The following is a 24,421-nucleotide window of genomic DNA, read 5'->3' on the forward strand; positions in this document are numbered from 1 at the left end:
TACTTCATTCGGTAATCAGTATCTACTTCGTTAGTGTTCCTAATTGCAGACTAAAAAAATCAATCTCTATCCGTCTTTCTTTCATTTAAATAGTCTTCTGCTCTATAGCATGTAGTCAAATTATTGTTGGAGAAATATAGCTTTACCTTTTAATTGATGCATCGCAGGGACATACTAAAAAATGAGGTGATCACATGGAAATAAATCGAGCTAAACAAATTCTTTCTTCTCCTAAGGAAATTGATGTTCATTACCACGGAGTTCCTATTTGGATTAAGAGTGTAGATGAAACATCAAGTATGGCTACCGTACATGCGAGAGGAACACATGATGAAGACCGTATGGTGCCAGTCCTTGATTTAGAAGAAAAATAAAAAGTTGGAAAGAAAGAATGTAGGTTTTTACATTCTTTTCTTCCCAACTTTTTAAATTAAAACAGAAAGCTTTAAATAGAAATATCCAGATAAGGTAAGTGACAGATGCGACAGCTGTAACTCAACTTACTTCAAAAGTTCCGTAACAGGCGGCGTTTTCTTGAGGGAATGCAGAGAGTGTGGAATGAAGAAGAGTATCTAAGGATAGAGGATTATATAGCCAAAAGAGAAGGAGTTGTGCCCTTCTCTTTTCTATTTGCATTTATTTGCTTCACTTTAGGATCTGGAACATACAATTTGTCATGCTTCTCCTGATCCTTACTACGTTCGGTTCTATTCGTTTAGGCATCTTTCAATCCCTCGTCCAGTTCATAAAAAAGATAAGCTATTAGGCCAACCACCAGCTTATAAAAGCCAACCACATATTTTTTTATGTAAGGTGTTTGAATTTTATTTTTTTGGTTAAAATCTATAATCAACTAACTTTTTTTAGCAGTATGTGATCCATGTGACCTTCTACTCTCTATGAGTAGAAGGGTTTTTTATTTGTTTAAGTTCTTTCCTTTTGGGTATAAAAATAAATGTAAAGTTATCTAAGTCATCTACCTTTGTTTATAGTATGTTTCTATCTTGCCTTCTATCTATAGGATAGAGGGCTTTCCTATGTAATCTGTTTAAATTATGAGTTTATTGGCAATGAATAAAGGTGTTACCTTTCTCGCAGGTTATACAATGACATTTCAATCACACAAATGACCTTCTACCTGACAGGAGTAGAAGGTTTTTTGGTATCAATTATTTATCAATATTAACATTAAATGCTGAATTATCTATATTATTTAAAGTAGTTTTATTTTTATCATCTACTTCATTACGTAAAAGTGAATCACGTGTAGCTTCGTAAGCTCATCGCTTTACATCATTATTTCAGCTTTATTAATCAGGGTTACATGTTATCTTTCCATATCTCAATGCATCATAAATAGCACGCCCATCGCTTGAATTAGTTTCTGAAAATTTAATGGGCAGTAGCGAAAAAATAATATAATAAACAGAAAAATAGACAAACTGGTAAAAAAAGAGATTTGCTGGAAGGATGTCAGCTATAATTAAACTATTTATAAGGAAAATAGAAGCTAAATTAGCAATGGCACCTCCAGCATAGACACAAGCATGGGTAAATCGGTTGTCGTATTTTAGTTTTTCATATACACAAAAAGAATCCAAAAAGTAAACTGATTTTATTTTAACTTTTCTCCATTTAAAAATCGTTTTTCCTTTTCCAATTGTAAAATCCACTCTCCCTCCAAAAAAGATTGCCATGATAGAATGACCTAATTGATGAACAAGAGATACAAGTGGTAGTACAAGTAAGAATGAAAACAAGAACTTAGGCATATCACTGAATCCAAACACACTTCCATCTCCTTTATTATGAAATGATTTAATAAATAGCTAACTTATTAAGATATGTACATTCTTTTTGATAGTGGACAGACTTTTGTCAGCAGAGAGTCTCCCTTTTTTAATCATATGTGCAATCATCCGTTTGGCACTCCGAAAGGGCTTCAATCGAAGGATAGGACCACCAAAGCAGTAGTTAAAGTTATCAATAATCTTTAAGCATTGCCTATAAAGAAGAATATCTTCACTTTATTTTTAAACATTCTCCATAACAATAAACGACCCTATATATTGTAAACAAAGTTACTAAGGTCGCTTATGCTATATTCTGATTTATTATTTTTTTGTCTTTTTCTTTATAATAAAATATCTGGTTTCTCATTAAGCTTCTGACAGAACTTTGATATCATGATTAATTTGATCGAACAAATAAGTAAGGTAAGAATCTAATTCAAATTGATTATCTTCAACAAAATCATCTAACACAGACTTACTTTCTTCTCTCATCTTTAGTCCCTCCAATTTAGGTTTTTCAATTTTTTATGCATGATGACCATGATTCTTTTTTTGGCCCATTTTTCTTAGAACAAAGCTTACAATTAACACCAAAATGATTGATCCAATAATGGCTGGGATGATTGCAAAACCACCAACGACTGGTCCCCAACTTCCCAAGATCAGACTACCTAACCAAGAGCCAATAAAACCTGCGATAATATTACCGATAATACCTCCAGGAACATCACGCCCTGTGATTAAACCAGCGAGCCACCCAATAATTCCACCTACAATTAGCATCCATATAATTCCCATAAATCATTCTCTCCTTTAAAATAGTTAGTTGACTTTACCCCCGACTAAAACCCATTAATCCTGTTATTTTTTTCCTTAATAAAGTTTTTCTCCTTATGTAATAAGGTGAATTTATATAACTTTTCTTACTCTCTACTTTATTCTTTTGGACATCTTCCAATGTCTCGTCGATTTCATAAAAAGAATAAACCATTAGGACAACCCTCAGCATATAAAAACAAACACATCTTACATCATTATCTATTCATCCCTTACTTCAGTAAGGGTTCTTTGTTATTTTTTGAGTGGACAGGTAAGCTTACTGCGGTAGCTACATAGTATCTAAAGAATCACTACTTCACTCATTAATCAGTATCTATTTATTTAATGGTAATGATTAAATATGCGCGATGATATGTAAAAACTAAGCATTGCTATCTTATAAACAATGACATCAATATAAGCTTCTTTTCATACTATATTTTGGGGGTGAATAAATGCCAAGAGTAAATTACCGAAGTTCAGACATTAACTTAATGGCAAGAATGATGCGAGCAGAAGCTGAAGGTGAAGGAAGACAAGGGATGTTATATGTTGGAAATGTAATTGTTAATCGTCTTGCAGCAAATTGTTTAGACTTTAGAAATTTAAGAACCGTGTCACAAGTCATTTATCAAGTACAGGGGGGGAATTATTCGTTTGAAGCTGTTCAAAAAGGGAATGTATTTTATCAAAGAGCGAGAGGTGTTGAAAGAAGATTAGCAAAGCAGAATTTGGATTATTGGAGACAACACCCAGCGAAATTTGCTCTTTGGTATTTTAATCCACATGCTCCGTGCCCTCCAACATGGTACGGGCAACCTGCATCTGGTCAATTTAAAAATCATTGTTATTATGAACCAAAACCTGATACATGTGCTAGTGTTTATGGAGGTTAGGTTATCGAGGAGTTATGATTAACTCTGGAGTAGTATGGTAGAGCTGCGAATACAACATTTTAGTTGTAGGTGATGGTAGCTATCCCTATTTATTCAATGCAACTCCTATAGATCATATAACAGTAGTCGGTTGAAAAAAACTTTGCCCCCCATCGTAGCCTATTTAATCTTTGTTTTAATGTATTTTTATCTGGCGAAATAAAAAGGGAACTTCCTGGTTAGCAGGTGTTCCCTTTTTTATATGAAACATAATAATCATTTATCCAAGAAATTTGTTTCAAAATAAATTCGACTGTGCAATGAGCTTTTTAAATAGATGCGCAAAATGTAGGCGTCATGAATATTTAATGTAGATTAAAAGTCCGTAGAAAGAATTGAAGAACTTGAGGATAATGGTTAGCTAACTAAAAGGTTGAAAAGGAGTGTTCCTCAATGATAATTAGTTTTTTATTAATATAAGAAATTAATTATTAATTTCTTAATAGATGGTATTATAAGGTAGTTAAAATAAACTGTCTTGGAGGATGAAGGACCTCAATGAAACTATCTCAGCTAGAAGAGGAGATTATAGCTTTACAAAAAATGATTTATAACTTAGCAAAGGAAAATCACGAATATTGTGATGGAGACATCCTTAAAATAAGTCAAGAATTAGATAAGAAAATTTTCACTTATCAAAAAATGATAAATTCCATTGACTAATATATATCTAGATATCAAACTAGTCATAAAGTAATATCTCGTAAGATAATGGATTAATATTTAAAAATGTACTTAATTAAGAAGAATATGCGGATATATAAGTTTGGGAGGCATCAACTTTGGAAACTACAGAAAAGTATATAATACAATCACATGAAAGATGTGAAACATTATATCATTTAAACCCTAAAGATATACCAATTCCCAAAGTGTGTTTAGTAAGAAAAGAATTACAACGACAAAATTCTAAATATGAAAGTATCCTCCAAGTAACAAGGTATTTCATGGAGAAAATTTTAGAATATTCAAAAGGAATTCCTACATTAGTGGTAGTTTCTAATGAAAGTGGATTTATCTTAGACATGTATGGAGACAAAACTATTCAACAAATGGTTGATAATCTAGGAATAACACCTGGAGTGCGGTTTGATGAGAAAGATGTTGGAACTAATTCTATTTCGTTAGCTCTTCAGTTAAAGAAGCCTGTTGAGATTATTGGTAAAAATCATTTTCAAGAAGTACTACATAGCGCAGCATGTTTTTCTGCACCTTTTTATTATTCTCCTTCTAAAGTATTAAGTGGCACTATCTCGTTAATGACGACTATTGATTATGCTAGCTCTTTACATTTAGGGCTTCTATCTTCAGCTATTGATTCAATCGAACGTGAATTAAAGCTCCAAGAACAAAATTACAAGTTAGATTTATTAAATCAAATACTTATGCATTCAACTCAAGATGGTGTTTTGATCACAGATACAAAAGGGAAAATAAGAGATTTTAATGAGGCTGCAAAGAATTTATTTGAAGCCCAAGAGAATTTCACAGGTTGTTTTGAAAATGAACAAGCGGAGATAGTTCAGAAATATATTGACTCTGTTCTTCAAACTAAAAAACCTCTTAAAAATATCGAAATTGATATAGATAATGAACATAAAGAAAACTTAATTAGGTGCTTAGTAGATGTCTTACCTTTATTTGATAGTTATCAAAAGTTAAATGGGGCTTTTCTACAATTTAGAGATATGAGTGAATTTTATAAACTACAGGAGCAAGTTATTGCATCAGAAAAGCTATCTACCTTAGGGGTACTGGGAACTGGCTTTGCACATGAAATTAAAAATCCTCTAACAGCTATTATTGGTTTGATTCAACTTTTACAGAAGCAAGATATAGACCTCAATACCCAAGAAAAATATTTAAACATTATATCTAAAGAATTGGAAAGAATAAAAGATTTAACTAATCAATTTGCTTCATTAGGGAAGCCTACGTTATTTAAACGAAAGTCATGTGATATTGATGTATTAATAAAAAATACAATTGCCCTTGTAAAAAGTCATGCTCTATTACATAATATTGCAATTAAATATGAAAATAAGAGAAATTCGTTAAAAACTAAAGTAGATGAATCACAAATTAAACAAGTGCTGATTAATCTACTTCAAAATGCTATTGATGCAATGCAAGATGGTGGAGAAATAACAGTATCTCTAGATTTTAACGAAGAAACAGAACAAATAAAAATTGTCGTTCGAGATAATGGGGTTGGAATGACCGCAAAAGAGCTAAAAAGCATATCTAAGCCCTTTTTTTCCACAAAAGAAAGGGGAATAGGGCTTGGTTTACATATTTCTTATCAAATTATTGAATCCCATGGTGGAAAAATTAGGGTTAATTCTATAAAAGATAAGGGTTCAACTTTTACGCTTTATTTGCCAGCTTACTCTCAACAGGAAGGTATATGACTAACATGAAAACAGTAGTTTCTTTATTGATTGATCATTTTAAAGAATGGGGAGTTACTCATATCTTTGGGATCCCTGGTAAATCTATCGTTCCTATATTAACTGAAATAGAGGACAACGGGCTAGAATTTATAGTTACTAGGCATGAAAATGGAGCAGGTTTTGCAGCATCAGGCTATTCATTGATAAAAGATACTATTGGGGTTGCAATAGGAACCTCTGGTCCTGGAGGAACAAATCTTTTGACATCTGCTGGTCAGGCTAAAGCCTATCATCTTCCTGTTTTGTTTATTACAGGCCATCCGTCCATAAAAGATACGGGAAAAGCTTTAGGGCAAGATTCCTCAATGTTTGGAACAGATTTAGTAAAAATGTTTGAGCCCGTAACGTTATTTAGTGCACGAGTTGAGCGCAAAGAACAGTTTGAATTATATTTTAAACATGCTATTGAAAAAGCATGTGTGGGGGTTAAAGGTCCGGTGCATCTTTCTATTCCCTTTGAAGTTTTATTAGAAGAAATTAATCCTTTCAAATTTGAATTACCGAGAGAGGTTCCTGTCGTATCAACACAATTGGAGAAAGTAATACACCAATTAAATCAAGCTGAAAATCCAATATTATTTTTAGGAAAAGGTGTACAGATTTCTAAAGCTTATGAGGAAGTGAAATGGCTTGCTGAAAAATGGGGGATTCCGGTGATTACAACTCCTGGTGGAAAAGGTACTTTTTCTACTAATCATTCTTTATCTTTAGGTGCATTTGGCTTAGGTGGTACAGAAAGAGCGACGAAGTATTTGCAATCTAATATAGATCTCATGATTGTAATTGGAAGCAAGTTAAGCGATATGTCTTTAGCAGGATTCAAGGAGAGTTATAAGCCTAAGAAAATTATTCAATTTGATATAGACTCCACCTTTTCAGGGAAATCAATTTCAGTTCCAACCCTAGTTATCCAAGGAGATGCAAAAAGAAACTTAGAAGAGCTCAAAAAGAAAGTGAATGGTATGAGATCAACTCCCTTAGCACCAATTAATTTACTTGCTCAAGAACAAGGGAATGAAAAAAATCAAACTGAAGAGCTAAGTGAAAGTTCACATTATATATCAGCAGCTAGTGCAATTAAAGAGCTTCGTAGATATTTACCAGATGAAACAATATTATTTGGGGATGATGGAAGTCATACTTTTTTTGCTATTAAGCACTATGATATCTATGAGCCTGGCACTTTCTTTTTTGATGATGTGTTTGGTACTATGGGACATGCTATTGGTTATGCAATAGGTGCTAAAATAGCTTCACCACAGAAACCTATTGTATGCCTCACTGGCGATGGATGTACACTCATGCATGGTACCGAAATCGCATCAGCTGTAAATGAAGGCGTTGCAGTAGTATTTGTTGTATTTAACAATGGCGGTTTAGATATGGTTGATAAAGGGATGAAACAATGGTTAAATCGCTCGGTTGGAGCCAAGTATAAAGAAAAAACTAATATTAAGAAATTTGCAGAATCATTGGGAGCTATTGCTTATAGGTGTAGAAATAAAAGCGAAATAGAGGATGCTATTAGACAAACGTTGGAATATAAAAATATCCCTTCAGTTATAGAGGTTATGGTTGATCCCAAAGAAATACCACCTATCTTAGATAGGATATAAAGATTCAGGTTCTAGTGTAAAAATACCACGAAAATTTCAAAAGATCTCTAAACCTTTGATATGATAATAACATTATTTGAAAAAGGTTTGTTTTCAGTAGAATAAAGTTTAATTTGTTGTAGCTGAAATTTTATAATGCTGAGCAATAACAAATGTAATTACCTTAAATTTCACACATAAAAACCACTTGCATATCGCAAGTGGTTTCTATTTCTAAGATTACATATATCCATGTGGTGAATCCATTCAAGGAGAGATTTCGCAAGCATGCCAGAACAGTACATAGGGTTAAAGAAAGTTATAAACAGGCAAGTAGATGTCCCTCAACCTCTTTAAACAGACGATCAAATAGAATTAATTAATTTCACGTTGATTGAAGAAGGGCATTTCATAAATTTGGAGAATATTATCACAGTCAAATAATTTGATGATGGACTGTACGGGTGTTAGGGTGACTGATTGAAAAATTGAACAGGAGTGTTCCTTAATGGCAAATAGTAGAACAAATCCTAAAGTTGATGAATTTTTAAGTAAAGCTAAAAAGTGGAAAGAAGAATATGAGACGCTGAGAAACATTGTTCTTGACTGTGAGTTGATTGAAGAATTTAAGTGGATGAATCCTTGCTACACGTTTGAGAAAAAAATATCGTTTTAATACATGGGTTTAAAGAATATTGTGCACTTCTGTTTCCTAAGGGTGCTTTGTTACAGGATTCTCATGGCGTTCTAATCCAACAAACAGAGAATGTACAAGGAGCGCGTCAGATTCGGTTTACCAATGTGCAGGAAATAGTTGAAAAGGAAGCCATCTTGAAAGCTTATATTTATGAGGCCATTGAAGTTGAAAAAGCCGGTTTGAAAGTGAAAGTTAAAAAACCGGAAGAATTGATGATCCCTGAAGAACTTCAACATAAATTTGATGAAATTCCTTCTCTGAAAACATCTTTTGAAGCATTGACTCCAGGACGGCAAAGAGCATATATTCTTTATTTTTCTACAGCTAAACAATCTAAGACTCGAGAAGCAAGGATTGAGAAATATATGGAGAACATTCTCAACGGAAAAGGGTTAAATGATTAGTAGGTTTTATTTAAAACATAGCTAATATAAGAAGCCACTTGTATAAAACAAGTGGCTCTTTGCTACGTTGAATACATTAAAACATTCACGTATCATTCCCGTTACCGTTATAGCATAAATTCTATATTTCTCATTAAATATATGAAATAAAAGGGCTATTAAAACCTTTATAATCATATTTTAAGGCATAAAATACGCATTACAAGACAAGGAGTTCGTATTTCTATATGCTTACTGTTGATATATAAACAATGCCTATTAGAGGGATGTAAATAAAAAATACCCCAAAAAGGGGGCGCTTTTTATGAAATACATACTATACACAAAGGTAATGAGTCGTTAGTAAAAGGATATAGTCAAGCTCCTTTTATATTCATTATTGCATTTTCTCTTTGAAACTATACCCCATAAAAATCAAAAACACTCGTACAGGAGGGTGTTTTTACAACTTTAAACTTGAAAGGAGAAACGATCCGTCAGCAAAGCAAGTTGCCGACCATTCGTAGTTTGTGCCCTTTAATTGTTTTTTATACTATATATCTTTTCATTAATCTTATACCAGCACCCTTCTAAGCCAATAATCTTTTGTCTACCCCTCATAATGGTCTTACATTTCTCTCTTGACTTATTTTCATTACCAATTTTGTAAGCCAATAAGAGATAAAAACGACCCCTACATCGATTACAAAGAAATAAAATAAGTTCATTGGACTTCTAAAGTGGAATAAGTATATATTAGCAATCACAGTCTTTGCTTTTTTTGCTTCCTTTGTGGGGGAAGCATTTTTAAATGGTTAGGAATATATAAATTACTGAAATGGGAACACATTTATTCTGTACCATTTTATATTTTGATTGGAATCTTTGTGAAAATTGTATTGCAAAAATTTATTTCTATTGAGGGAAAATCGAGACATGGAATTTAATTACGTAATCTGTAACAAAAAGATATTATAAAGAAAGTATAGGAAATATTCATTTTAATTGATACCCTCTTTACAAATGTAAAACTCAGGCGTATAGTACCTAACATACATATATGATCTTGCTATTTTCATACCTTTTATCGCTTAATCCACTAAGGAGTGGGGGACCCATTTTTGTGCACTTGCACTTGGGGTGAATCCTTCTAAAAGAAGGTAGGGCTACTCTAAAGGCCCGAATCCGACAGCTAACCTCATCAGCGTTTGGAGAGAAGGTTTGCTTTTATTTGTCCTGGAAAGAACACTAAGCAGAACCTTAGTGTTCTTTTTTGTGTTTTTTTTCTGAGATAGGGAATGATGAGAGTAAACCAATATAGGTAAATGGCAAAGGTTCCAGGAGGAGTTTAGATGAGTTATTCATCCATAAAACGTTTATTAATTGGGAGGCCACTTAAATCAAAGGAGCTAGGTGAACAAAAGTTAAATAAGATCAAGGCCTTAGCTATTCTTTCATCCGATGCACTTTCATCCGTGGCGTACGGCCCAGAACAAGTCCTTATTGTGCTTGCCACAATTGGGATGATAGCATTTTGGTACTCTATCCCAATTGGTATTGGTGTACTTATTCTTTTAACAGCACTTATCCTTTCTTACCGACAAATTATTTATGCCTTTCCAGAAGGTGGTGGCGCTTATGTTGTATCTAAACATAACCTTGGAGAGAATGCAGGGCTTATTGCTGGAGGATCTCTATTAGTAGACTATATTTTAACCGTATCTGTAAGTATTTCATCTGGAACTGATGCGTTAACGTCTGCTTTTCCTGTTCTTCATGACTATAGGGTCATAATCGCTTGCTTATTGGTTATTTTTATTATGGTTTTGAATCTAAGAGGAGTAACGGAATCTGCGTCAGCATTAGCGTATCCTGTTTATTTGTTTGTTCTTGCATTACTTTTATTAATAGGGATAGGAATGTGGAAAGTAGCGACTGGTCAGATCTCTCCTGACATTCATCCTGCCATCGGGACTGCAGTGCCAGGAATCAGCTTATTTTTACTATTACGAGCTTTTTCATCAGGGTGTTCAGCTCTTACAGGCGTAGAAGCTATTTCAAATGCTGTAACAAACTTTAGACAGCCAGCTGCAAGAAATGCGGTTCGTACGCTTGTTGCAATGGGCGTTATTTTAGCTATTCTGTTTTCAGGTGTAATGTTCTTGGCTTATTGGTTTGGAATTGTACCTAAAGCAGAGGAGACGGTTGTTTCACAGCTTGCTTCCCAAGTGTTTGGACGAAATGGTTTCTATTATTTTGTTCAGGGTACAACGGCTTTAATTTTAGTATTAGCTGCTAATACAGGCTTTTCAGCCTTTCCTTTACTGGCTGTTAATTTAGCTGTAGATAAGTATATTCCTCGTATGTTTACGATACGTGGTGATCGTTTAGGCTATTCAAATGGGATTGTGACCCTTGGAATTGCCTCTATTGCGCTCATCATAGCATTTCAAGGTAATACAGAACGGTTAATTCCTTTATATGCCGTTGGAGTATTCATTCCATTTACGCTATCTCAAACAGGCATGATTGTAAAATGGCTAAGAGAAAAACCAGCTGGCTGGCAAGGGAAATTAGTGACTAATTTTATAGGGGCTTTTATTAGCTTCACTGTACTGATTATTTTCTTTACAACAAAATTCTCACAAGTGTGGGCTGTTTTAATCTTCTTACCTCTTATCGTCTATCTGTTTCACCGTATTAAGAACCATTACGTAGAGGTAGGAAAGCAACTTCGCATCAAGCCAGGAGACAAAGAAGCATTAGCACTAGAAGGAAATGTAGTCATTATACCGGTTGCAGGCTTAACAAGGGCTGTCGAGAATTCAATTAACTATGCGAAAATTATTGGAGACACAGTTATTGCGGTCCATGTGGCATTTGACCGTGAAAGTGAAAAGAGAATGGAAGAGATATGGAACGAACGATATCCTGATATACGCTTAGTTACATTCTACTCACAATATCGAAGCTTAGTTGGACCTCTTTTACGCTTTATTGATCGTGTAGAAGAGCGAGCTGATGATAGCCATATGGCTGTCACTGTTTTAATTCCGCAATTTATCACAAGAAAAAGCTGGCATAACGCGTTGCATAACCAATCAAGCTTATTACTAAGAGCACACCTTCTTTACCGGAAAAATGTCATTGTAACCACATTGCCTTATAAATTTAAAAAGTAAAGTGAACAAAAAGCCCATTTACTTAATAAGTTGATGGGCTTTATCTTTCCTATATGAATTGCTAGTCTAACTAACGCGTTTTTTAGTTTCTGATTCCGGTTTGATTAGTAGAGAAGATAAAAATTCATAAATAATTGCAAATACCAAGGGTTGTTTACCCTCCTTCAGTTTATATTTAATTTAGCTTAGATATAACCATAAAAATCAAGATTTAAAAATTATTGGTATTATGTTAATTAGGCATGAAGTTGCATAGCAACATCGTACAGATAGATTATAATAAAAAAAGATAATTTCCCATAGCCCTATTTTAAAAAATTGTTAATTAATTTTTTCCTTTTTTCTCTTTCGTTAGTTGAAGATAGAGGATATAGGAAGAATTCCATATTGTAAATCGTAATCATTGCGTTTATAATAAATGAAACGATGATTTGTTGTAACGATGAAGGGTGGAGCGACGATGAATGAAAAGATGATGGAGGTTTTCGCAAGAAATATTATTGCTTCTCTTTCGATTAACAAACGAATGCTATATCAATTTATTGAAGGAGTCGAAGATCATTTAGCACAAAAGGCTGAGACGAAAGAACAGTTTTTAACACTTCTTAAAGAACAGTCTCCTCATCACCAAGCAGCCAATCGTTTTGGAATGACTATTTTTGAAACGGTTACTTTAATGCACGAAATTGAAGACGAAATTAATGAAAAGTTAGAAAGGAAATTAGATAGATACGAGTGGATAGATTACACGGATTACATTACATATTCAAAACAAGCCATTAATAGTACCCGTTATTACCTTATTATTTCCTAGTTATTTTACTGACTTTTTTATATTGTAGATGTATGAGATGAAAATAAGTTTGACTTCAAAAATGAGTGTATATACAAAAGCCGCTTTTGCATTAGAAGAAAAGCGGCTTTTATGATTTTGAATTTTGAGCGCGTATAGAAGAATTAAAGTATAATGAAACATAGTGCATCGGGTCATGATAAAGATAATCACTAATTTAAAATAAATGAGGGTACAAAATGAATCAAAGAAGTTTTAGTCAATACGGTCTTAGTGATAAGGTAGTTAAGGCACTTTCTAGTTTGCAATACAATCATCCTACAGAAGTACAAAGCAAGGTGCTTCCTATTGCGCTAGAAGAGAGAGATGTTGTCGTGAAGTCTCAAACAGGAAGTGGAAAAACAGCTTCCTTTGGCATTCCACTGTGTGAATTAGTTAACTGGGAAGAAAATAAACCCCAAGCCCTAGTGTTAACACCTACACGAGAGCTGGCTGCGCAAGTAAAAGAAGATATTACAAATATCGGCCGTTTTAAGCGAATTAAAGCAGCAGCTGTCTACGGAAAATCACCATTTGCCAAGCAAAAAGTAGAATTAAAACAAAAAACACATATTGTCGTGGGTACGCCTGGACGAGTACTTGATCATATTGAAAAAGAAACGCTTGCATTAGAGAAAATTCGTTATTTAGTTATTGATGAAGCAGATGAAATGCTAAATATGGGTTTTATTGATCAAGTAGAAGCAATTATTCAACATCTTCCTAGTGAGCGTGTAACTATGCTTTTCTCGGCTACACTTCCTGAAGATATTGAAGAGCTGTCTCGCAAATATATGAAAGAGCCGGTTGATGTTGAAATCAAAGCGAATGGTTTGACAACAAGCACGATTGACCATTCTATTATATCAGTAGAAAATGAACGTAAATTTAAACTGCTGAAAGACGTAATCACAGTAGAAAACCCGGACAGCTGCATCATTTTTTGCCGCACGCAAGAGCAGGTGAACACCCTGTTAGATGATTTGGATAATCTTGGATATCCTTGTGATAAAATTCATGGTGCAATGGTGCAAGAAGACCGTTTTGAGGTTATGAATGATTTCAAAAAAGGAAAATTCCGCTATTTAGTGGCGACAGATGTAGCTGCGAGAGGAATTGATATTGATAATATCACACACGTTATTAACTATGACCTTCCGTTAGAAAAAGAAAGTTACGTTCACCGTACAGGAAGAACGGGACGTGCCGGTAAAAAAGGGAAAGCTATCACATTTGTAACGCCTTATGAAGAGAGAATGCTATCGGAAATTGAAGAATATATCGGTTTTTCGATTCCAACATCCATTCCTCCTTCTGAAGAAGAAGTACAGCAGGCAGCAGCAGCTTTTACTGAAAAAATCAATGAGCGTCCAGAAGTCAAAAAAGATAAAAGCGAGTCATTAAATAAAGACATTATGAAGCTGTATTTTAACGGAGGAAAGAAAAAGAAAATTCGCGCGGTCGATTTTGTAGGAACAATTGCGAAGTTAGACGGGGTAACCGCAGACGATATTGGGATTATTACGATTCAAGAAAATGTCTCTTATGTGGAGATTTTGAATGGAAAAGGCCCAAAAGTGTTACAAGCAATGAAAAACAAAACAATTAAAGGAAAGAAATTAAAAGTTCATAAAGCGATTAAATAGCAGAAGGAAGTCCATCTTTTTAAAGATGGGCTTTATTTGTACAGCCAATAAGGGAGTTGAGAGTATGAAGTACATAAAAGAAGCGTGTGTAGAAGGGTATGAGCAAGCAAAAAAAGCCGAAAAGCTAGGAGCAGAACGCATCGAATTATGTGACAATCTCAGTCAAGGAGGCACTACGCCAAGTTATGGCACCATTCAATATGCAAGCGAACATCTTTATACAGATATCAATGTGATTATTCGCCCAAGAAGCGGTAACTTTGTATATTCCGAAGCAGAATTTCAAATTATGAAAAAAGACGTTAAAGCATGTAAGGACCTTGGAGTAAATGGAGTAGTATTTGGTATTTTAACAGAAGAAAGTGAAATCGATTATGGGCGTACTAAAGAGTTAATAACAGAAGCTCGTCCTTTAAGCGTTACGTTTCATATGGCATTTGATGAGATTCATGATAAATACAAAGCAATTGATGCACTTAGCGAATTGGGAGCAGACCGTATTTTGACCAAAGGTGGGAAAGGATCTGCTTTACAAAACTTGCATATGATTCGAGAACTTATCATATATGCTAATGACCGTATTGTTATTCTGCCAGGCGGAGGAATTCATGAAGGCAACGCGGATCGGGTTATGAAAGAAACAAAAGCAACTGAATTACACGGAACAAAAATTGTAGGGGATTTATCCGGTTAACGAAAAAAAGCTGTTCCAAAAGGAACAGCTTCTTTTATTTTGATGTATTTTCTTTTGCTGCTAAGCTGCTTGTCACTTTTGTACGTTGAAAGAAAAAAGAACCTACGACGAGTACAGCAATTAAAAGAGTTAAGAAGAACTGGGAACGTAATGAATCAATAAATGCCATGGCAATAAAAATACTAGTGATAGCAAGAATTGTAGCGTAAGTTAAGTAAGGAAATAACCACATTCTAATTTTTAATGCTTCAGGATTTTCTTTTTCATATTTTTTTCTCATTTTAATCTGTGAAAATGCAATAACAAGATATACAAGAAGCGCTACGCCGCCTGATGCATTCACTAAGAACAAAAAGATTTTATCTGGTGAAATGTAGTTAAAGATGACGCTAATGTACGAGATAACTGTACATGCTAATATCGCGCTAACCGGTACGCTTTTTTTATTTAATTTTGAAAATCTTGTTGGCGCATCACCATTTTGAGACATGGAAAACAGCATGCGAGAACTTGTGTAGAGACCAGAATTCAGACAGGAAAGGACGGCTGTTAAAATAATAAAGTTCATAATTTGAGCTGCGGCAGGTATATTCACTAATTCAAGAATAGATACAAATGGGCTTTTCATTAAGCTTGATGAATTCCATGGAAGAACCGTTACTAAAATAAAAATAGATCCTAAATAGAAAAACAAAATGCGATAAATAACGGTATTGGTCGCGATGGTAATGGCTTTTTCAGGCTGAGAAGATTCACCTGCCGCGGTTGCGACAATTTCTGTTCCCATAAAGGAGAACATGACAAGGGCAATGCCTAAAAATACAGAGCTAATTCCATTTGGTAAAAAACCGCCTTTGTGCAAAAGGTTGGAAGTGCCGGGAGAATCGATTCCTGGAATGAATCCACAAATAATAGCTATACCTAAAAGTAAAAAAAGAACGATGCTGACGACTTTAATGAGAGAAAACCAATATTCAAATTCTCCGAAAGATTTAACAGAGTACAGGTTAGTCATCGTTAATAAAAAAGTAAGAGCAAGGCTTACTCCCCAAGACGGTAAAGACGGGAACCAGTATTGAATAATATTTGCACCTGCAATGGCTTCAACAGCAATGACGATAACCCAGAAAAACCAGTAGAGCCAGCCAATCGTGTAGCCGGCCCAAGGGCCTAATGCCTCTTTTGCATAAGTGGAAAAAGAACCGCTGGAAGGATTTGCAGTAGACATTTCGCCAAGCATTCGCATGACTAAAATAACGAGCAAACCAGCAAATGCGTACGAAAAAATAGAGCCCGGTCCAGCGGTGTTAATGAGTGATCCGCTTCCGATAAACAATCCAGCCCCAATAATTCCTCCAAGAGAAATCATGGTGATGTGCCGGATCTTTAACTCTTTTTTTAACTGTGGTTGTGGATGGCTGTTCATTTGTGAAACCTCCTATATAACCTGAATTTTTAGTTAATATGGAGAATTATAGTATGTTGTCAAGCGCAAGAACAGGATATTGTTAGAAGTTCTTTCATGTAAAAAACCGGGCATGAATTATTCAATTCATATCCGGCTTACTCTGACACAGACATTCATTATGCGTATAAAGTATCTAATTAGCGTCTTTTTCCTTTATTATGATAAGCAATGTAGATGAATTTCTTATGAAAGTTAACTGAAAATCAGCTGAATGATCGTTTTAGATACTTTAAACGAAAGAGGTATACATCTAACTAAGTAAAGGATACTGTGGAATAAGTTTCAAACTCTCTGCAAAGCGCTAAATGCGGGTTTTCCTTTCTGAAAACGGGTATATATAGTAGTAATAAGTTTATTCTTTTGCTAAGTATAAAAAAAGATGTGCGATAGAAACAGGAGGTTATAAATAAGGAAACATGTTGAAGTAGTAGAAAACGGAGCGAATATTAACGAAGCAGTTAATCAATTTGCAGACAAAGGTTTTGAGAAGAATGAAGTATACGTGTTTACTTATGACAAGGAAAATTCTAAAGATTTAACAGAAGTAACGGACACAAATATTATTCGACTGTCTGAAGAAGGTCCTTTACATTCAGCAGCGAGTTTATTTTTAACAAGAGAAGATGAGCTTCGAACAAAAATGGCTTCACTAGGCTTATCAAAAGACGAAACAAAAAAATATGAAGAAGAGTTAAAGAAAGGCAGTGTGATCGTAGTGGCTGCTACAGGAGAAAGAAAAGACGTTTAGTTTTGATAGATGGGTGCTAATGCACCTATCTTTTTTTTGTTTTTTTTCAATCTATGATTGATAAAACTAATGGTGTTAGTTAAAATAAAAACTAATATCATTAGTTTTTATTTTAATAATAGGGGATGAGGAAATGAGAATAGTTCGTGAGAAAATGTTGTATCAACTGACGTTTTTGTCTCGCTTTTTTCCAGTGAATTGTTATTTAATCGAAGAGAAAGATAGCCTTACATTAATTGATGCAGCTCTTCCTTACAGCGCGTCAGGTATTTTGAAAGCTGCAGATCAAATTGGAAAACCGATTACTCGAATTGTTTTTACACATACTCATGAAGATCACATCGGAGCGATTGATACTTTGAAGAAAAGTTTGCCAAATGCTTCTGTTTATATGTCGCAAAGAGATTATCGATTATTTTCAGGAGATTTCACACTCGATTCTGAAGAACCTCAACACCCAATTCGTGGAGGAGTACCAAAACTAGGAAAGATTTCAACTAAAATTGATCATTTCATCGAAGAAGAGTCTTATATAGGCTCACTTGCTCCTATTTCTACACCTGGACATACACCTGGGTCTATGGCTTTTTTAGACCAGAGAACGAACGCATTAATTGCCGGAGATTCTTTCCAAGTGCGAGGAGGAGTTGCGGTATCAGGTCAGTTAAAACCATTGTTTCCGTTTCCTGCTTTTGGAACGTGGAGCAAGGAGCTGTCGCTTAAAAGTGCAGAAAAGCTATATCAACTAAACCCGTCACTTCTTGCTGTTGGACACGGAAGTCTCCTTTCTCAGCCGCTAAAATCGATGGGAAAAGCAATACAACAAGCAAAAGTAAAAATGGGAAAAAGGAGATGAAGAGATGTCGCCAAGACAGGGACTAGATTTCAGAAAGGTTGTTCAAACGGGTGTAAACTTAGCTAATCGTGAAGGGTTTTATGCTGTTACAATTGCTTCATTAGCCAAAGAATTAGGTGTACGTCCCCCGTCTTTATATAATCATATACAAGGGTTAGAAGAACTGCGTAAAGAACTGGCTTTAAGTGGACTGCAACAGCTATATCATCTTCTAAAAAGTGCTGTTGAACATGCTTCTGCAGAAGACGCTGTTTATCAGTTAAGTAAAGCGTACGTTTCATTTGTAAGAAAGTCTCCGGGAATATACGAAGCAACGGCAACGGTAGCATCAAGGATACAAGATGAAGAAGTACAAAAAGCATCTGATCACATTGTGTTTTTAGTGTTGGATGTGTTAAAACCGTATCATCTTCCGGAAAATGAAGCTCTTCATGCTGTTAGAAGTCTTCGTAGCATTTTACATGGTTTTTCTTCTTTGGAGCAGCAAGGGGGATTTGGAATGCCGTTAAGTACTGATGAGACACTAGATTTTTTAATTCGTACATTTGTATTGGGGCTACATCGGCATGAACAGACCACATAAATTCTATTAATGCCACTAAGCCTAACGCTTTAGTTGAAATTGAAAAAAAACAGAAAGAATGATAGATTACAAATAAAGACATTTATTTCTATTGTTTTAGGGTTGTTACTGATGGAGCAGGCAAAACCTAAGCTGCAAGGACAGAAAAGGTAGTTTCTGTTTGTTGCTGTTTAGGTGTTTTTTGTTTTTGTTTAAAATAACCAGCCCTTTTAATTTGTTTTATAAGGGGAAAATCTTCTGGGAATGGAGAGAAGCAAACATGCTTAATTCAAGAATGATCGTCATATTACGAGAACTAATGTCCGTACATTCTACATTATCAACCGTTACGAGCGAATATTTAGCAACAGTAAATCAGGTATCTTCTCGAACTATTCGAACCGATATAAAACAGCTAGATGACATTTTGTCTCAGTACGGAGCCAAAATTAAATCAGCTCGAGGGACGGGATATGAACTTAACGTTTTAGATGAAAAACAGTTTCATCAGCTATTAAAAGAACTTTCGGCTAATCAATTATTTGATTCAACTTCTATTCCAACCGTTCCTGATGACCGCGTGCATTATTTAATTAAAAGACTGCTGCTAGCAGACGAATATTTGAAGCTCGAAGATTTAGCAGACGAGTTGTATATTAGCAAGTCAACGGTTCAAAACGATTTAAGAGATGTTAAAAAACAGCTGTGTAAGTATGATATTCTTTTAGAAAAACGTCCTAACTATGGCTTGAAAGCTAAAGGGGACGAAATGAAAATGAGATTTTGTATGTCTGAGTACATATTCAACCGAAAAGATAAAGAAGTAGATATGGTATACAATGAAATATCCATTCTTCCCCAAGAATCAATCTTAACGATTAAAGCCCACATTTTAAATCAAATAAAACAATACAATATTATGGTTTCAGACATTGGATTAAACAATTTAATCATTCATTTAGCAATAGCTTGTAAGCGAATACAAGAAGAAAATTTTATCTCTTTGTATTCAGAAGACTTACTTGAGATTATGGAGCACAAAGAATATGAAGTAGCAGGTGAAATTGTGCGGGAAATTGAAAAGGCATTCAAGATTCGTTTTCCGAAGTCAGAAACAGCATATATCGCCATCCATTTGTTAGGTACAAAAATGCTCAACAGTAGCAATCATGAAGAAAAAGAAGTTAAGCAGTTTATTGACACAAATATTTATGAATTAACAGCGGCTATATTAGAAGCAATTGAAAAAGAGCTTCATTTAGGAATTAGTGAAGATTCAGAGTTGATTCTTGGCATGAGCTTGCATTTGAAACCGGCTATCAACCGCTATAAATATGGAATGAATCTACGAAACCCGATGCTTGAAGGAATTAAGAGCCATTACCCTCTGGCTTTTGAAGCTGGGATTATAGCTGGAAAAGTGTTAAAAAATCGCCTTGAAATTGACATGCATGAAACGGAAATTGGCTATTTAGCTTTACATATTGGAGGGGCCATTGAACGTCGGAAAATTATCAATCAGCCTAAGCGCTGTTTGATTGTATGCGCATCGGGGGTAGGGAGTGCCAAGCTATTATCATATAAGCTGCAGGCTACGTTTGGATTAAATCTTACTATTTTAGGAACAACACAGTATTATAAGCTTCACCAAATGTCGCTGCATTCTTTAGATTTTATTGTTAGTACCATTCCAATTCCAGATCATCTTCCTGTTCCTGTAGTAGAAGTAAGTACCATTCTAGGAAACAATGATTTTAAAAAAATTGAATGTTTAATGAAGAATAAACCGCAGCCTTCCTTAGAATACACGAAAAAAGAATTAGTATATTTACAGCAAGAATTTCAAGCAAGAGAAGAAGTGCTTCATTTTTTAGGAGAGAAATTAACTCATCTAGGACTAGTTCCTTCTCAATTTATAGAATCCGTTTTTGAAAGAGAAGCTGCATCACCAACAAGTTTTGGCAATCTCGTTGCGATTCCTCATCCTATGGTTCCTCAAACGGATACGACGTTTTGGGCCATTTGCACGTTGAAAAAACCGATTATGTGGGAAGGAAACCTCGTACAATTTATTTGCCTTTTAAGTGTGAAAGCGAATAATCAAGGCGATTTGCAAAAAATGTACAGTTTGTTAGTCCGCGTTGTGGATGATAAGCAGGTCGTGCAGCGCTTAGTAAAGTGCAAGGATTATGAGGAATTTATAGAGGTGTTTATGAAAAATATTAGATGAAAAAAGAAGTCCAAGAGAGGGGCTTCTTTTTTATCTGAATGTTCAAATATAATTTTTCCGTTAGTAACGGAAAAAGGTTGTGTATAAATGTAAGCGCTTTTATTTTAAGATAAAGCTATCAATAAAACAGATAGCAAAATAAAAAAACGGGGGAATGACAAATGAATATTCTATTATGTTGTGCAGCTGGAATGTCTACAAGTTTACTAGTAACAAAAATGGAAAAAAGCGCTCAGGACCAAAGCACGGAGTATAAAATTTGGGCGGTCCCTGGTGAATCTGTTCGCAACCATATTGATCAAGCGGATGTACTTTTATTAGGACCTCAAGTGCGCTACTTGTTGCCGCAGCTTAAAAAGCTAGGTGAAGAAAAAGGAGTACCAGTTGACGTTATTAATCCTGTTCACTACGGGACATGCAATGGAGAACAAGTGTTAAAATTTGCGGTTCAACTAGTTTCAAAATAGGAGCGTGGACTACATGAGCAAATTTAATAGTATGCTTGAAAACAAAATCATGCCTATCGCCGGAAAAATGGCGGGTCAACGCCATTTACAAGCACTTCGAGACGGTATTGTTCTGACAATGCCGCTCATTATTATCGGTTCAGTATTTTTAATTTTATCCAATTTACCGATACCAGGTTACAACGACTTTATGGCAGGGATTTTCGGAAAAGAATGGGCAGCAAAAATGGCCTATCCAGTTGGAGCTACATTCGATATTATGGCGCTGCTTGCTTGTTTCGGGATAGCCTATCGGTTAGCTGAAAAATACGGAGTGGATGCTTTGTCCGCAGGAGCAATTTCACTTGCAGCTTTTTTACTTGCTACTCCGTATAAAGTTTCCTTTCTTCCAAGTGGAGCCAAAGAAGCTATTTTAGTAGACGGTGGAATTCCCACCGCTTTAATGGGAAGTAAAGGGCTCTTTGTAGCGATGATTGTCGCAATTCTTTCTACGGAAATTTACAGATGGTTTATTCAAAAGGACATTGTCATCAAGATGCCTGATGGAGTTCCTCCTGCTGTTGGAAAATCGTTTGCGGCTCTTATTCCTGGCTTTACGGTAATAGCATTTATTTGGATTTTACGTTTGTTAGTAGAACAAACGCATTTTGGAAGTCTGCATAATATTGTTGGAGAATTGCTTGGAAAGCCTTTAGGTGTATTGGGCGGCAGTTTAGGCGGTACGCTAGTTGCCGAGCTTGTTATTATGCTCATGTGGTCTTGTGGACTTCATGGAGCGAATATTGTTGGTGGAATTATGGCTCCGATTTGGTATGGAGCTATGGATGAAAACCGAATTGCATTTGCTAATCATGAAGCATTACCAAATATTTTTACACAGCAGTTCTTTGATATTTGGATCAATATTGGAGGAAGCGGAGCAACGTTAGCTCTAGTTGTTGCTATGATTTTAAAAGCGCGCAGTCAGCAAATGAAGCAGCTTGGTAAATTAGGAATAGGACCAGCTCTTTTTAATATCAATGAGCCTATCATTTTTGGACTTCCGATGGTGATGAATCCAATGATGCTTATTCCGTTTATTATTACCCCTCTTGTAACGGTAGTAGCAACCTATATTGCGATGTCGACAGGACTGGTAGCAAAACCAGCAGGTATTGCGGTTCCTTGGACCATGCCTCCAATTATTTCTGGCTATTTAGCAACAGGAGGGAAATTATCGGGTGCAGTTATGCAAGCTATTAACATTGGGATCTCTGTTTGCATTTATTATCCTTTCTTTAGAATGTGGGATAAACAAAAATTCGCTGAAGAAAATGGGATACAGTCTACAGTTGAAGAGGTACCAAGTGATACACAGAAAGATATTGTGTGAGGAGGGATAAAGAATGGAAAGCGTTCAAGAATATATTTTTAAACTAATCTTACACGGTGGAAACGGCAGGAGTTCAGCAATGGAAGCGATAGCGGCTGCTAAAAACGGAAATTTTTCAGAAGCACGTGAAAAGCTTACACAAGCTGCGGAAGAATTAAATGCAGCTCATCATATTCAAACTTCGTTAATTCAAGGAGAAATTAGAGGGGAAAGCACAGAAATTTCTCTGCTCATGATTCATGCTCAAGATCATTTAATGAATGCGATGACAGTAAAAGAAATGGCTACTGAATTTGTAGATTTATATGAAACAATCAAAATTTCTGGGGGGATTACATTATGACAAAAGGTATTAAGATTGTAACGATTGGCGGAGGTTCAAGCTATACGCCTGAACTAATAGAAGGTTTTATTAAACGATATGATGAACTTCCAGTTCGAGAACTGTGGCTAGTAGACGTGGAAGAAGGAAAAGAAAAATTAGAGATTGTTGGGAATTTAGCGAAGCGAATGGTGAAAAAATCAGGTTTGCCAATTGATGTTCATTTAACGTTAGATCGAAGAGAAGCACTAAAAGATGCAGATTTCGTAACGACTCAGTTTCGCGTTGGTTTGTTAGATGCACGAGCGAAAGATGAAAGAATACCGCTTAAATACGGGGTGCTCGGTCAAGAGACAAACGGACCGGGCGGATTATTTAAAGGACTTCGTACGATTCCTATTATTTTAGATATCTGCCGTGACATTGAAGAGTTATGTCCAGAAGCTTGGCTGATTAACTTCACAAATCCTGCGGGAATGGTAACAGAAGCAGTACTTCGCTATAGTAACATTAAAAAGATTGTAGGACTTTGTAATGTGCCAATCGGAATGGAAATGGGGATTGCTAAACTGCTTGATGTAGACCACTCTCGCATCCGAATTGACTTTGCTGGTTTAAATCACATGGTCTATGGATTAGATGTATATGTAGATGGCGTAAGTGTCAAAGATCAAGTTATTGATTTATTGAGTGATCCAAATAACAGCAGCTTTGTAAAAAATGTAGCGGGACTTGGATGGGAGCCAGAATTTACAAAAGCGCTAAGTGCGTTAACTTGTCCATACCACATGTACTATTATAAAACGCGTGAAATGGTAGAAAAAGAAATTGTTAATTATGAAAAAGGTGAAACGAGAGCAGAAGTGGTAAAACAGTTGGAAAAAGAGCTATTTGAACTGTACAAAGATCCTAACTTAGACAGTAAACCGCCTCAATTAGAACAGCGCGGTGGCGCCTATTATAGTGATGCAGCCGTTCGGTTGATTACATCCATTTATACGGATAAAGGCGATATTCAGCCTGTAAATACCATTAATAATGGTGCTATAGCAAGCATTCCAGCTGATTCTGCCGTAGAAGTAAGCTGTATCATTACAAAAGATGGTCCGAAACCAATTTCAGTCGGCGACCTCCCTGTACCTGTCCGCGGTCTTGTTCAAACAATTAAGTCATTTGAGCGGATTGCAGCTGAAGCAGCAGTGACAGGGGATTATGACAAAGCTATTTTAGCATTAACCATTAATCCTCTTGTGGCTTCTGATAAACTAGCTAAGCAAATTGTAGATGAGATGTTAGAAGCTCATAAAGATTACTTGCCTCAATTTTTTAAAACTGTTCAAGCCTGAGAAAGAGCTGTTCGAATATAT

21 protein-coding genes, 2 pseudogenes and 1 riboswitch are annotated in these 24,421 nt (G+C 35.3%); of the genes and pseudogenes, 19 read left to right on the top strand and 4 right to left on the bottom strand.

Going from position 1 to position 24,421, the window contains the following annotated elements; genetic code table 11:
• The first annotated feature begins 194 nt into the window (after positions 1–194).
• Positions 195–374 carry an H-type small acid-soluble spore protein gene (locus M3225_RS13280; RefSeq protein WP_013056420.1) on the top strand — a complete coding sequence of 60 codons (180 nt, stop codon included), beginning with the start codon at positions 195–197 and terminating at the stop codon, positions 372–374.
• Between the two features lie 79 nt (positions 375–453).
• A pseudogene (locus M3225_RS13285) lies at positions 454–576 on the top strand (hypothetical protein); the annotation flags it as partial.
• Between the two features lie 734 nt (positions 577–1,310).
• On the opposite strand, the gene M3225_RS13290 reads toward M3225_RS13285, so the two are convergent.
• From M3225_RS13290 to M3225_RS13295, 3 genes are all read right to left on the bottom strand, one after another.
• The gene (locus M3225_RS13290) at positions 1,311–1,790 is read right to left on the bottom strand and encodes a hypothetical protein (RefSeq protein ID WP_251394451.1); all 480 of its coding nucleotides are present in this window, start codon (positions 1,788–1,790) and stop codon (positions 1,311–1,313) included.
• A 369-nt stretch (positions 1,791–2,159) separates the two neighbouring features.
• Positions 2,160–2,285, bottom strand: coding sequence for a hypothetical protein (locus M3225_RS29585; RefSeq protein WP_285885573.1), 126 nt, complete (start codon positions 2,283–2,285; stop codon positions 2,160–2,162).
• A gap of 33 nt (positions 2,286–2,318) precedes the next feature.
• Complete coding sequence (locus M3225_RS13295; protein WP_251394453.1) at positions 2,319–2,591, bottom strand: GlsB/YeaQ/YmgE family stress response membrane protein; 273 nt, start codon at positions 2,589–2,591, stop codon at positions 2,319–2,321.
• A 476-nt stretch (positions 2,592–3,067) separates the two neighbouring features.
• Between M3225_RS13295 and M3225_RS13300 the strand changes: the two genes are divergently transcribed.
• From M3225_RS13300 to M3225_RS13340, 9 genes and pseudogenes are all read left to right on the top strand, one after another.
• Positions 3,068–3,508 (top strand): cell wall hydrolase, encoded by a 441-nt coding sequence (locus tag M3225_RS13300; RefSeq protein WP_251394455.1) that lies wholly within the window; start codon positions 3,068–3,070, stop codon positions 3,506–3,508.
• Positions 3,509–4,045: 537 nt separating this feature from the next.
• Entirely contained in the window at positions 4,046–4,210 is a 165-nt protein-coding gene (locus M3225_RS13305; protein ID WP_251394457.1) for a Spo0E family sporulation regulatory protein-aspartic acid phosphatase, read from the top strand.
• 119 nt (positions 4,211–4,329) lie between these two features.
• Entirely contained in the window at positions 4,330–5,958 is a 1,629-nt protein-coding gene (locus M3225_RS13310; protein ID WP_251394459.1) for an ATP-binding protein, read from the top strand.
• A gap of 5 nt (positions 5,959–5,963) precedes the next feature.
• A complete protein-coding gene (locus tag M3225_RS13315) occupies positions 5,964–7,616 on the top strand; it encodes a thiamine pyrophosphate-binding protein (protein ID WP_251394461.1) in 1,653 nt (550 codons plus the stop codon).
• 487 nt (positions 7,617–8,103) lie between these two features.
• Positions 8,104–8,696: pseudogene (locus M3225_RS13320) on the top strand (YdeI/OmpD-associated family protein).
• Between the two features lie 1,057 nt (positions 8,697–9,753).
• A riboswitch (cyclic di-AMP (ydaO/yuaA leader) is annotated at positions 9,754–9,896 on the top strand.
• Positions 9,897–10,027: 131 nt separating this feature from the next.
• Complete coding sequence (locus M3225_RS13325; protein WP_251394463.1) at positions 10,028–11,857, top strand: APC family permease; 1,830 nt, start codon at positions 10,028–10,030, stop codon at positions 11,855–11,857.
• Positions 11,858–12,317: 460 nt separating this feature from the next.
• On the top strand, positions 12,318–12,671 hold the full coding sequence (locus M3225_RS13330; RefSeq protein WP_251394465.1) for a hypothetical protein: 354 nt from the start codon (positions 12,318–12,320) through the stop codon (positions 12,669–12,671).
• Between the two features lie 218 nt (positions 12,672–12,889).
• The gene (locus tag M3225_RS13335; RefSeq protein ID WP_251394467.1) at positions 12,890–14,335 is read left to right on the top strand and encodes a DEAD/DEAH box helicase; all 1,446 of its coding nucleotides are present in this window, start codon (positions 12,890–12,892) and stop codon (positions 14,333–14,335) included.
• A gap of 64 nt (positions 14,336–14,399) precedes the next feature.
• Positions 14,400–15,029, top strand: a complete 630-nt coding sequence (locus M3225_RS13340) for a copper homeostasis protein CutC (protein ID WP_251394469.1) — start codon at positions 14,400–14,402, stop codon at positions 15,027–15,029.
• A 34-nt stretch (positions 15,030–15,063) separates the two neighbouring features.
• Here the strand turns inward: M3225_RS13340 and M3225_RS13345 are convergent, their stop codons facing one another.
• The gene (locus tag M3225_RS13345) at positions 15,064–16,455 is read right to left on the bottom strand and encodes an amino acid permease (protein WP_251394471.1); all 1,392 of its coding nucleotides are present in this window, start codon (positions 16,453–16,455) and stop codon (positions 15,064–15,066) included.
• Between the two features lie 448 nt (positions 16,456–16,903).
• Between M3225_RS13345 and M3225_RS13350 the strand changes: the two genes are divergently transcribed.
• The 8 genes from M3225_RS13350 to M3225_RS13385 all read left to right on the top strand — a co-directional run bounded on the left by M3225_RS13350 (position 16,904) and on the right by M3225_RS13385 (position 24,400).
• The gene (locus tag M3225_RS13350; RefSeq protein WP_308215753.1) at positions 16,904–17,245 is read left to right on the top strand and encodes a general stress protein; all 342 of its coding nucleotides are present in this window, start codon (positions 16,904–16,906) and stop codon (positions 17,243–17,245) included.
• 133 nt (positions 17,246–17,378) lie between these two features.
• Positions 17,379–18,101: an MBL fold metallo-hydrolase gene (locus M3225_RS13355; protein WP_251394473.1), complete on the top strand. Its 723-nt coding sequence runs from the start codon at positions 17,379–17,381 to the stop codon at positions 18,099–18,101.
• A 4-nt stretch (positions 18,102–18,105) separates the two neighbouring features.
• Positions 18,106–18,684: a TetR/AcrR family transcriptional regulator gene (locus M3225_RS13360; RefSeq protein WP_251394475.1), complete on the top strand. Its 579-nt coding sequence runs from the start codon at positions 18,106–18,108 to the stop codon at positions 18,682–18,684.
• 259 nt (positions 18,685–18,943) lie between these two features.
• Entirely contained in the window at positions 18,944–20,893 is a 1,950-nt protein-coding gene (locus tag M3225_RS13365) for a BglG family transcription antiterminator (RefSeq protein WP_251394477.1), read from the top strand.
• Positions 20,894–21,054: 161 nt separating this feature from the next.
• Positions 21,055–21,360 (top strand): PTS sugar transporter subunit IIB, encoded by a 306-nt coding sequence (locus M3225_RS13370; RefSeq protein ID WP_251394479.1) that lies wholly within the window; start codon positions 21,055–21,057, stop codon positions 21,358–21,360.
• A 13-nt stretch (positions 21,361–21,373) separates the two neighbouring features.
• Entirely contained in the window at positions 21,374–22,732 is a 1,359-nt protein-coding gene (celB, locus tag M3225_RS13375) for a PTS cellobiose transporter subunit IIC (protein WP_251394481.1), read from the top strand.
• A 13-nt stretch (positions 22,733–22,745) separates the two neighbouring features.
• Positions 22,746–23,075, top strand: a complete 330-nt coding sequence (locus M3225_RS13380; RefSeq protein ID WP_251394483.1) for a PTS lactose/cellobiose transporter subunit IIA — start codon at positions 22,746–22,748, stop codon at positions 23,073–23,075.
• A complete protein-coding gene (locus tag M3225_RS13385) occupies positions 23,072–24,400 on the top strand; it encodes a 6-phospho-beta-glucosidase (protein WP_251394485.1) in 1,329 nt (442 codons plus the stop codon). The genes M3225_RS13380 and M3225_RS13385 overlap by 4 nt, the downstream gene beginning before the upstream one ends.
• Positions 24,401–24,421 lie beyond the last annotated feature (21 nt).

The organism is Priestia aryabhattai, from assembly GCF_023715685.1.
GTDB lineage: Bacteria > Bacillota > Bacilli > Bacillales > Bacillaceae_H > Priestia > Priestia aryabhattai_B.

Excerpts from the sequence above, each read along its gene's own strand:
- M3225_RS13280 (WP_013056420.1), top strand. The coding sequence starts at position 195 with ATGGAAATAAATCGAGCTAAACAAATTCTTTCTTCTCCTAAGGAAATT.
- M3225_RS29585 (WP_285885573.1), bottom strand. The coding sequence starts at position 2,285 with ATGAGAGAAGAAAGTAAGTCTGTGTTAGATGATTTTGTTGAAGATAAT.
- M3225_RS13295 (WP_251394453.1), bottom strand. The coding sequence starts at position 2,591 with ATGGGAATTATATGGATGCTAATTGTAGGTGGAATTATTGGGTGGCTC.
- M3225_RS13300 (WP_251394455.1), top strand. The coding sequence starts at position 3,068 with ATGCCAAGAGTAAATTACCGAAGTTCAGACATTAACTTAATGGCAAGA.
- M3225_RS13305 (WP_251394457.1), top strand. The coding sequence starts at position 4,046 with ATGAAACTATCTCAGCTAGAAGAGGAGATTATAGCTTTACAAAAAATG.
- M3225_RS13315 (WP_251394461.1), top strand. The coding sequence starts at position 5,964 with ATGAAAACAGTAGTTTCTTTATTGATTGATCATTTTAAAGAATGGGGA.
- M3225_RS13325 (WP_251394463.1), top strand. The coding sequence starts at position 10,028 with ATGAGTTATTCATCCATAAAACGTTTATTAATTGGGAGGCCACTTAAA.
- M3225_RS13330 (WP_251394465.1), top strand. The coding sequence starts at position 12,318 with ATGAATGAAAAGATGATGGAGGTTTTCGCAAGAAATATTATTGCTTCT.
- M3225_RS13335 (WP_251394467.1), top strand. The coding sequence starts at position 12,890 with ATGAATCAAAGAAGTTTTAGTCAATACGGTCTTAGTGATAAGGTAGTT.
- M3225_RS13340 (WP_251394469.1), top strand. The coding sequence starts at position 14,400 with ATGAAGTACATAAAAGAAGCGTGTGTAGAAGGGTATGAGCAAGCAAAA.
- M3225_RS13345 (WP_251394471.1), bottom strand. The coding sequence starts at position 16,455 with ATGAACAGCCATCCACAACCACAGTTAAAAAAAGAGTTAAAGATCCGG.
- M3225_RS13355 (WP_251394473.1), top strand. The coding sequence starts at position 17,379 with ATGAGAATAGTTCGTGAGAAAATGTTGTATCAACTGACGTTTTTGTCT.
- M3225_RS13360 (WP_251394475.1), top strand. The coding sequence starts at position 18,106 with ATGTCGCCAAGACAGGGACTAGATTTCAGAAAGGTTGTTCAAACGGGT.
- M3225_RS13365 (WP_251394477.1), top strand. The coding sequence starts at position 18,944 with ATGCTTAATTCAAGAATGATCGTCATATTACGAGAACTAATGTCCGTA.
- M3225_RS13370 (WP_251394479.1), top strand. The coding sequence starts at position 21,055 with ATGAATATTCTATTATGTTGTGCAGCTGGAATGTCTACAAGTTTACTA.
- celB (WP_251394481.1), top strand. The coding sequence starts at position 21,374 with ATGAGCAAATTTAATAGTATGCTTGAAAACAAAATCATGCCTATCGCC.
- M3225_RS13380 (WP_251394483.1), top strand. The coding sequence starts at position 22,746 with ATGGAAAGCGTTCAAGAATATATTTTTAAACTAATCTTACACGGTGGA.
- M3225_RS13385 (WP_251394485.1), top strand. The coding sequence starts at position 23,072 with ATGACAAAAGGTATTAAGATTGTAACGATTGGCGGAGGTTCAAGCTAT.